The 3,117-nt window shown below is 64.8% G+C and carries 2 protein-coding genes; one reads left to right on the top strand and one right to left on the bottom strand.

Translation table 11 applies throughout. The features are described from left to right. On the top strand, nucleotides 1-1,645 hold a 1,645-nt coding region (locus ACLP25_RS18840; protein ID WP_442470698.1), incomplete at its 5' end, for an ATP-binding protein. A gap of 177 nt (nucleotides 1,646-1,822) precedes the next feature. Here the strand turns inward: ACLP25_RS18840 and ACLP25_RS18835 are convergent. Further along, on the bottom strand, nucleotides 1,823-2,431 hold the full coding sequence (locus ACLP25_RS18835) for a hypothetical protein (protein WP_442470697.1): 609 nt from the start codon (nucleotides 2,429-2,431) through the stop codon (nucleotides 1,823-1,825). Nucleotides 2,432-3,117: the final 686 nt, after the last annotated feature.

Genomic DNA, 3,117 nt, shown 5'->3' with positions numbered 1-3,117 from the left:
GAAGGAGATCGCGCAGATCGGCGCGGCGATCGGACGCGAATTCGCCTATGCCCTGCTGGGCGCCGTCGTCGGTCGCGACGAGCCGACGCTGCGGTCCGCGCTCGCGCAACTGGAGGACTCGGAACTGGTCTTCCGCCTCGGCGCGCCGCCCGACGTGCGCTATGCGTTCAAACATGCCCTGGTGCAGGACACCGCCTACGAAAGCCTGCTCAAGAGCCGGCGGCAGATCCTGCATCGGAAGATCGGCGATACGCTGCGCGAGCAATTCCCCGACATCGTCGAGGCCGAGCCTGAACTGATCGCCCACCACTTCACGCAAGCGGGCCTCACCGCGCCCGCGATCGAATATTGGGGCAAGGCCGGCGATCTCGCGCTTCGACGCTCGGCCTTCAAGGAGGCGATCGCGCATCTCGGCAAAGCGATCGAGATGACGGAGGCGCTTGCGGGCGCGGGGGACGCGGACGCAACAGGCGCGAAGCTGAAGCTGCAGGTCGCCTATGGCAACGCGATGATCGCCGCGCATGGCCATGGCGCGCCCGAAACCCTCGCCGCTTTTAGGCGCGCGCACGAACTCGGCGCAGACGCGGCGGACGGCGACTCGCGCTTCTCGTCCAATTACGGGCTCTGGGCGGGAAGCTACGTGCATGGCGACCTGCCGGGAATGCTTGGGCCCGCACAGGCTTTTCTGCACGACGTCGAGTTGCGGCCTGGTTCGCCGGAGGCGGGCGTGGCGCATCGCGCCTATGGCGTAACGCAATGGTTTACCGGGAACTATAGCGAGGCGCGCGCGCACCTCGAACAGGCGGTTGCGATTTTCGATCCGGATCGGGATCGCGATCTCGCCTTCCGCTTCGGCCAGGACGTCGGCGTCTCCGCGACGGTCTATCTCGCGATCGCGCTTTGGCCGCTCGGCCAGGTCGATCGCGCCCGCGAGATCGCCGACGCGACGGCGGCGCGAATCGCGAAATTGAGCCATCTCGCGACCTCGACATATGGCCTGATGCACTGCGCCATGTTCGAGATCATCGGCCGGAAGGTCGATCGCGCGGCCCCTCTCGCCAGGGCGCTGTCCAGCGTCGCGCACGAGCATGGCATCGCCCTGTGGGTTGCTTTCGGCGCCTTCCTGGAAGCCTGGGTGGAATTGCGCTCCAGCGTCCCTGATATCGGTCTGACGAATCTCCGGCGGGCCGCCGCACTGCTTCAACGGGATAATGTCGGGGCGTTTCAGCCGCTGGTCCGGACGGCTCTGGCTGAAGCTGAAGCGAGAAATGACGAGACGGCGGCCGCGCTCGCCACGCTCGATCATGCGCTCGAGGACTTCGAAAGCAGCGGACAGCGCTGGTTCGACGCGGAACTCCACCGCATGCGCGGCGAAATCCTTCTCGAGCAAAATCCCGCAGACCCAGGCCTCGCCGAAGAGGCGTTCCTCGCCGCGATCGCCGTCGCGCGACATCAGAAGGCCCGCAGCTTCGAACTACGCGCGACGCTTGCGCTCGCGAAACACTACCAGTTCGCCGACCGCCCCGCCGAAGCCCAGGCCGTCCTCGCGCCCGCGCTGGAAGGCTTCTCGCCCACGCCCGAAATGCCCGAGATTGCCGAGGCGCTCGCTCTGCTGGCCGCGTTGGAAGCCGGCGCGCATTTATGAGGTCAGCGCAGCCGCTGCGTTCATCGCAACTCTCCCTTCTTCCAGCCGCGGTCCTTCTCCCGCTCTTGAATCTCTCTTTCTCGCTCTCGCTTCGCCGATAAATGGTCGCGGCAGGCGTAGACGAAAACGTCTTGGCCGCTGTCGTCTTTTCGGATGCTGCCGTCCTCTCGGTAACGGTCACGGAAGATCATCGGCGGCGGCGAGCTCCAGCGCCCGTCCGGGTCGGCGCTGCAGACGTGACAGCGAATGATCATGCGATGGCTCTCCTTGCGGGGTCGGCTTGGGTTGACGCCTGCAGAACAGGCTCGAGGATGTGCTCCGCCAAGAATCTGACCGCAGGGGCCGCGACGCCGTCGCCCGTGATGGCCAGCGCTTCATGGTGTTGGCGGGCAGCACAAAGTCGTCGGGCAGGCCCATCAACCGCGCCGCCTCTCGCGGTGATAGAAGCCGCGAGCGGACTAAGTCGCCTTCAACGATCACGATGGTCTGGCGGGTGGATCCTCCTGTCGGAACCCTAAGGCACCCGGCGACTTCGTCGAAGCGAACCTCTGCCCGCTGGACCTTTTCGCCTGCTTCAACGCGGATGCGCTTGTAGAGGCCACCGACCATCCGCCTGCTGGCGCGCTTCGCGGCCTCGATCTTGGCGAGATGAAGCGGCGCCATCATTCCGAGCAACCGCTCGGTCTCGGCTTGCGTATGCCAGGTGCGGCCCTCGAGATGCTCGACGCCCTCGTCCGTCATAAGTACGAAGCCGTTACGGTCCTCGCGCAGAATGCGGCCGCGCATGATCGCCCGTCGCCAGCCCCACGTTTAGACGAAGCTTCCGCGGGCGTTTGAGCTGCGGCCGACGGCGCTGGCGCGACAAAGCGCGGCATCTCAATCTCGACGTCCTTCGGCACGACCCGGTCGACCGTCACGTCGCGCTGGACGATGTTTGGCACCGTCACGTCGCGCAGCGCGATCCTCGGCACCTCGACTTCGCGCATGGTGAACCGGGGCATCGCGACCCAAGCGCAAGCGATGACCAGCGCTGCTGTCGCGCAGCACCTAAACCAGCGAGTCGCAAATAAGGTGCATTTTTGTGGCACCTAATTTGCAACACTCTGGACAGCCTGATCGTTGATCATGAGCCCAGTGAGAGGCGGGCGGCCGCGTCCGGCAGGGATCGGATACGTTCCCTGCTCGGGATCGGGCCTCACTACTAGCTCTGTCGTCAACGGCGCCGCTGTTTATCCGGCTTGCCGCGTGCTCAAGTTTCGGTGTCACTTTGTTGCACATAAGGTGCTGCAAGGCTTTGTTGCGGGTTTAGGTGCAGTGTTGCGAATAAGGTGCGCGGATAAGCTATTGATAAAGCAAGAATCGGTGTTGCAGCTTTAGATGCTGCGCGACACGCACCGGACGAGGAAATTGCTCTCCCGGTCGACCGAGCCGAAACGCGCCTGCTTGATCTTTAGGAGACGATTGGCGAGGCC

Origin of the sequence: Roseiarcus sp. (assembly GCF_052145395.1) — a bacterium.
In the GTDB taxonomy this organism is placed as follows: domain Bacteria; phylum Pseudomonadota; class Alphaproteobacteria; order Rhizobiales; family Beijerinckiaceae; genus Roseiarcus.
This window is presented reverse-complemented; position numbering and strand designations above follow the sequence as displayed.